Annotated in this window: 6 protein-coding genes; 4 read left to right on the top strand and 2 right to left on the bottom strand. The window is 34.6% G+C overall.

The annotated features are described in order from the left end of the window. Together H6W53_RS21595 and H6W53_RS19995 are read left to right on the top strand one after the other, a co-directional pair. The coding region (locus H6W53_RS21595) for an RHS repeat-associated core domain-containing protein (protein ID WP_317169761.1) at positions 1-930 on the top strand (930 nt) is incomplete at its 5' end. Continuing rightward, positions 905-1,525 carry a hypothetical protein gene (locus H6W53_RS19995; protein ID WP_185209242.1) on the top strand — a complete coding sequence of 207 codons (621 nt, stop codon included), beginning with the start codon at positions 905-907 and terminating at the stop codon, positions 1,523-1,525. The genes H6W53_RS21595 and H6W53_RS19995, both read left to right, overlap by 26 nt. 293 nt (positions 1,526-1,818) lie before the next feature. Here H6W53_RS19995 and H6W53_RS19990 read toward each other — a convergent pair whose 3' ends face one another. Both H6W53_RS19990 and H6W53_RS19985 read right to left on the bottom strand, forming a co-directional pair. Beyond that, entirely contained in the window at positions 1,819-2,583 is a 765-nt protein-coding gene (locus tag H6W53_RS19990; protein WP_185209240.1) for a 3'-5' exonuclease, read from the bottom strand. Between the two features lie 72 nt (positions 2,584-2,655). Continuing rightward, positions 2,656-3,369 carry a CDP-alcohol phosphatidyltransferase family protein gene (locus H6W53_RS19985; RefSeq protein WP_185209238.1) on the bottom strand — a complete coding sequence of 238 codons (714 nt, stop codon included), beginning with the start codon at positions 3,367-3,369 and terminating at the stop codon, positions 2,656-2,658. Between the two features lie 125 nt (positions 3,370-3,494). On the opposite strand from H6W53_RS19985, the gene H6W53_RS19980 reads away from it, so the two are divergent. After that, positions 3,495-5,426, top strand: a complete 1,932-nt coding sequence (locus H6W53_RS19980; RefSeq protein WP_185209236.1) for an LTA synthase family protein — start codon at positions 3,495-3,497, stop codon at positions 5,424-5,426. Between the two features lie 207 nt (positions 5,427-5,633). Further along, complete coding sequence (locus H6W53_RS19975; protein WP_087705966.1) at positions 5,634-6,050, top strand: DUF2147 domain-containing protein; 417 nt, start codon at positions 5,634-5,636, stop codon at positions 6,048-6,050. Positions 6,051-6,084: the final 34 nt, after the last annotated feature.

Genomic DNA, 6,084 nt, shown 5'->3' with positions numbered 1-6,084 from the left:
TTCTTTGGATCAAGTTCGTATAAAAATTACAAGTACAACGGTAAAGAATTGCAGGAGACGGGCATGTATGATTATGGTGCAAGGTTTTATATGGCAGATATAGGACTGTGGGGAGTCGTAGATCCGTTGGAGGAGAAACATAGAAGACACAGTCCGTATAATTATGCTATTAATAATCCAATTAGATTTATTGATCCGGATGGAATGTGGATTAGTATTACAGATGGGGATAATCAATATCGATATTCTAACGGACAAACCCAGCATCAAGTAGATGGAAAGTGGGTTGCAATAGATAAGAATGTAAAATTATCTGATAATGTTATAGGTATTGTAGCAGGGCTTCAAGCTTTGGAAAATGGCGGGGATGCAGGGAAAGATTTGGTTTCTTATTTTGATAATGATAAACATGATGCTAGTATTGTGTATGATAAGGGAAATGCTGGAGATGCAGGTATAAACTTATCAGACCCTATTAAAATAGATCCGAAGGCAAGCGCTAAAACTCCTACAACTAATGGTCTTGTAAATTCTCCATTCTTTGTAAGTCTTGGACATGAACTAGGACATAAAAGAGACGAAAGTACTTATTTATTAAATGGAAGTTGGTTCGGGGTGAGTCGAGGAGAAATTTTTGCTTCTCATTGGGAAAATAGAATTCGTGCTGAAAATGGATTATCCCTTAGAATTTCTTATGGAAAAAATAGTAATAATCCAGACGGATTACAAGGTAAAACAGTCCTAATTGATTCAGTAGGTAACAGTTTATATTATAATTCATATGGAAGTTTGTATAATTGGAGAACACAGGAAGCAGAAACAGCAGATAGAGCAAGTTCAATAAATTCTTTATTAATGTGTGCACCAAATCAAACACTTAGAGGAAGATATAATTATTATGACAATGTTAAACATACAAAAAAGAAATAGCTATTTTACAGGTTTTCTAACTCTATTCTGTTTACAGTCTTGTTATGCTCAAAACCAACAAATAAAAAACTTTTTCGAAGATAAAAAGAAGAATGCATATGAAAATTGTGTTAAAGAGTCTGAAATTGATAAGATTATAAAGAATGGTGAGATTAAAGAGACTGTAAATTTGATGCTTAATGATTGTAAAGATGAATCCAAAATCTTTGACAATTTTATAGATGGCACTAATGCTTTATTGGCTTCATTACCAGAAAGAAGTACAGATTTTATTATCTTCAATTGGAAGAAATATGATACTTATATTCCTTCCCCTACGGTTAGTATACTCCAAATCGATAAGACGCAAGTTATAGAATTTACATATTATGACGAAAAAAGGAATTCTTATGATACACCTTTGAAAAGGAAAGTATATGAAGAAAAAGAAGGGAAATTTAAAAATGAGCTTCTTTATATTCAATATAAGTTAAATGGAGAAAAAATGGATGACAGTATGATTCAATATCAACGTAATGATTATTACATAATCAAAAGAATTAAGGGAAAATATTTTTATTATACCATACTTAATGGAAAGTTAGAAACCCGATAGACCCATTCTCTCGGATTTGTAATCCGTGAGCAACAATAAAGAACCCACCGCTTTGCGGTGGGTTTTGTGTTTTATAGCGTAGCTGCGTTTTTGGCAAAAAATCTTTAAACTTTTTATTGGTAAGCATTTTTTCCACGAGCCGGAAAATGGTTTGCTTGTCTTCCTCTTCCAGTTGCTGTATTAATCTGATTTGTTCGAGTTCCGTTTTTATCTTCCAAAATTACTTCTTTAGGAATAGAACAGCCATTATTAGTCGCTCATTAAAGCATCTTTTTAACCAGCTTACTCATCATTTAAAACTTACTTGATAATTGGATTTTCGTGAAAACCTTTTTGGTGTACAATGGAAAATCAGCGTTTTGAAGCCATCCGTAATAGCCCAGATCTTTCTGGAAAACAGACTTTACCGTTTGTCCCTTATATTTTCCGAAAGCAAAAATTTCCTGTCCGTTTTCGTTGAAATGAATCATTCCGGCAAGATCTGCGAATTTATTCTGAGACGAAAAATTGCTTAATTCTGCGATTTCGTTTGGTACATCATCATATTTTCCGACCTGCGCATCAAGCACTTCAAAAGTTGCCATAACATCGGCTTCCGCAGAATGGGCGTTTTCCAGTGTTTTTCCGCAATAAAACTGATAGGCAGCACCTAAATTTCGGGGTTCTTTTTTAAAGAAAATGGTCTGTGCATCAACCAGTTTGAATTTATTCAAATCAAAATCAAACTCGGCACGAAGCAGCTCTTCCGCTAACAATGGAACATCGAATCTGTTGGAATTGAAACCTCCCAGATCCGCACCCGTAATCATTTCCATTACTTTCGGAGCAATTTCTTTAAAGGTTGGCGCATCTTTTACGTCTTCATCATAAATACCGTGGATTTCGCTGCATTCTTTCGGGATCGGCATTTCAGGATTTACCCTCCATGTTTTGCTTTCTCTCGAAGCATCAGGATTTACTTTTAAAATACAGATTTCAACAATACGGTCTTTCCCGATGTTGGTTCCTGTAGTTTCCAGATCAAAAATGCAAAGCGGTTTATGTAGTTTTAAATTCATTTTTATAATTTGAAAATTCGAGAAGTGGTAATTTGAAAATGGATTTAAACGTCCATTATTCAACACATAAATTTATTTTAGTTGTTTTTGAAATATAATAGATATTAGAATATAATAAAGAATTACCATCGGGATTCCGATAGTTTTAAAGATAGCTAAAATAATAACAGAACCGACAAGTAAAGCTATTTTCGGATAATTATCCTGCAGTTTCATCGATTTGAATTTCATCGCGATCATTTTTATCGGCGAGATCAAAAGCCAGGAAGAAATTACGGTTAAAATAATTAACGCAAATTCATTATTCAGGAGAAATTCAAAGCTCTGATTTTCTTTGAAAGCGTAAAACAGTCCAAAAATCAGAATCGTATTACTCGGCGTATTCAATCCTTTAAAATAATATTTCTGATCTTCATCCAGATTAAAAATGGCAAGTCTTAAACATGAAAATAATGTAATCAGCAACCCGAAATATTGAATCTCAAACGGTAAGGTCATCCCAAAAAGATCCGTTCCAAAGGGTTCAAGCATTTTAAACATCGTCAGTCCCGGAACCAGTCCGAAGCTCACCATATCTGCCAAAGAATCCAGTTGGGTTCCAAGATTGGAATTTGCCTTTAAAGCTCTTGCCGTAAAACCATCAAAGAAATCCAGAATCAGAGAAAGGACGATGCAAACCGCAGTCGTCTGATAATCTCCTGAAATTAGATGAATGGCGCCGATACATCCGGAAAGCAGGTTTCCTAACGTTATCGCGTTGGCAAGATTATTTTTAATAAAATTCATAGGCACAAAATTAATAAATTAAAGTAACAAAGCGTTAATTAAACGGTGCATCAATTATAGAAGATTGCTAAGCCGTTACAGGGAGATATTATTAAATTAATTCGAATTTAATGTAAATTTGCAGCATGAAATTGTTTAAAGAATTTAGAAAACAGGAAGTTCTGGTGCTTTTGTACAGAATTTTTTTAGCCTATTTTTTCTATCAGATCGCAAGATTTTTATTCTGGTACTTTAATAAAGACTTAATAAAGATCGATTCTGTTTCAGATTATTTCAGTCTGTCTTTTCATGGGATTGCGTTCGATACAACGGCGATTTTATATGTAAATGCCCTTTTTATTCTTCTGAGCATCATTCCGGTCATCATCAATACTAAAAAAAGTTATCAGACATTTCTTTTCTGGCTGTATTTTATCACCAACGGAATTGCTTATGCAATGAATTTCGGAGATATGGTGTATTTCAGATTTTCGCAGATGAGGCTTACTTCTGCGGCATTACAGGTTGCACAGCACGAAAGCAATATTTTTAAGGTCTTTACGACTTCCGTTGCTCAGAATCCTTTTGTTTTGATCGGATTTGTTGGTTTAATGATCCTTTGGATTTTTCTTTATAAAAAAGTAAAGATTCAGGAAAACAAACCAGAAAAACTGGTTCCGTATTTTGTTTGGTCTTTGTTAACGCTTTGCATAACGGCTGTTTTGGCTGTTGGCGGGATCCGTGGAGACTTTAAACACAGCACAAGACCGATCAATCTGGTAGACGCCAATCGTTTCGTAAAAATTCCGGCACAGGGAAATGTCGTTTTGAACAGTACGTTTTCCTTTTTCCGAACTTTAAATACGAATAATTTTAAGGAAGTTCATTTTGTAGATGAAAAATTTATCGATCAGAATATCCATCCTTATAAAGAATATAACAGAGAAGTTGCAGAAAAACCAAATATTGTTATTTTTATTGTAGAATCCTTCGGAAGAGAGTATTCAGGAGCATTCAATAAAGATAAAGACATCAAAGATTACGTTTCTTACACTCCGTTTATCGACAGTTTGGCGGGACAGAGTCTTATTTTTCCGAACACTTTTGCCAACGGAAGACAGTCGATTCACGGGATGAGTTCCGTTCTTGCCGGAATTCCGAGTTTAACGGACGCTTTTACAAGTTCGCCCTATTCCAATCAGAAAATCCAGTCCATTGTTTCTGTCTGCAACGAAATGGGATACGATACTTCTTTCTATCACGGCGCTCCGAATGGTTCCATGGGATTTTTGGGCTTTGGAAACATCTTAGGCTTCAAACACTATTTTGGAAAGACAGAATACAATAACGATAAAGATTTCGACGGAATATGGGCAATCTGGGATGAACCTTTTTTACAGTATTTTGCGAAAAATGCAGGAAAAAAACAGCCTTTCATGGCAACCGTATTCACGGCATCTTCACATCATCCGTTTAAAATCCCTGAGAAATACAACGGAAAATTTAAAAAAGGAAAAATTCAGATGCATGAACCAATTCAATATACGGATTATGCGATCAGAAAGTATTTTGAAACGGCTAAAAAACAGCCCTGGTTCAATAATACCATCTTTGTTTTTACGGGAGATCATACCAACGAAATTTATTATCCCGAATACGATAAAACAATGAATCGTTTCGCAGTGCCTTTAATCTTTTATTCACCAAATCCTGCGTACAATTTAAAAGGTGTAAATCCTGAACTGGCACAGCAGATTGATATTTATCCTACGCTTGCAGATTTAATCGGTTACCATAAAAAAATCAGAAGTTGGGGGAGAAGTCTTGTGAGTGACAGACAGTATTCGCCGATTATTGCCAATTCAGACGGAACAGTGGAGCAGTTTATCATCGGAAATTACATCTACCGTTTTGATGGAAAAGAGATTGTGGGGATCTTTGATAAGTCTGATTTAGGATTGGAAAAAAATCTCATGGAGCAGTTGAGATCTGATCCGGAAGCGCAAAAAGGAAAACAAATCGCAAAAGCGTGGTATCAGGATTATATGGATCGGGTGATAAACAGAAAAATGAACTAAAATATAACCATTTGATATTCAGGATGAATTGAATGGGATTTTAATTTATAAACCTATTAATTTATTACTGTTTCAGAAGAGTTTTTGGTATATCTCTTGTAATCTATGTGTAGGATAATAAATTTTTTTGTTGTTTTAAAATAAATTTATATTTTTAGCAATAATAGACAACGAAATTATTTTATTGAAATTAAAACTATAAGAAATATGAGAAAATTATTGTTAACCTTCGCGCTTTCATTATTCGGAGTAATGTCTTTTGCACAGATTGAAGGGAAATGGAAAACCATAGACGATGAAACAAAACAGGCTAAATCTATTGTTGAGATCTATAAAAAAGGAGACCAGTACTTTGGCAAAATCTCACAATTATTAATAAAGCCGGCTAATCCAAACTGTACAGCTTGTAAAGACGACAGAAAAAACAAGCCTATTCTGGGAATGGAAATCATCAGAGGGCTTAAAAAAGACGGTGATGAATTTACAGGAGGAACCATTACCGATCCTAAAACAGGAAAAACCTACAAATGTACGATTACAAGAAGCGGTGATAACCTGAATGTAAGAGGATATGTTGGTTTATCTTTCATCGGAAGATCACAGACTTGGCAGAAAGCTAATTAATCGGGATCAAATAAAAATTAATAAGCGGCATTTC

This window comes from Chryseobacterium sp. C3 (genome assembly GCF_014218905.1).
GTDB lineage: Bacteria > Bacteroidota > Bacteroidia > Flavobacteriales > Weeksellaceae > Chryseobacterium > Chryseobacterium mucoviscidosis.
Note: the sequence above shows the minus strand (reverse complement) of the source record. Positions and strands in the feature narration are given on the sequence as shown.

Excerpts from the sequence above, each read along its gene's own strand:
- H6W53_RS19990 (WP_185209240.1), bottom strand. The coding sequence starts at position 2,583 with ATGAATTTAAAACTACATAAACCGCTTTGCATTTTTGATCTGGAAACT.
- H6W53_RS19980 (WP_185209236.1), top strand. The coding sequence starts at position 3,495 with ATGAAATTGTTTAAAGAATTTAGAAAACAGGAAGTTCTGGTGCTTTTG.
- H6W53_RS19975 (WP_087705966.1), top strand. The coding sequence starts at position 5,634 with ATGAGAAAATTATTGTTAACCTTCGCGCTTTCATTATTCGGAGTAATG.
- H6W53_RS19985 (WP_185209238.1), bottom strand. The coding sequence starts at position 3,369 with ATGAATTTTATTAAAAATAATCTTGCCAACGCGATAACGTTAGGAAAC.
- H6W53_RS19995 (WP_185209242.1), top strand. The coding sequence starts at position 905 with ATGTTAAACATACAAAAAAGAAATAGCTATTTTACAGGTTTTCTAACT.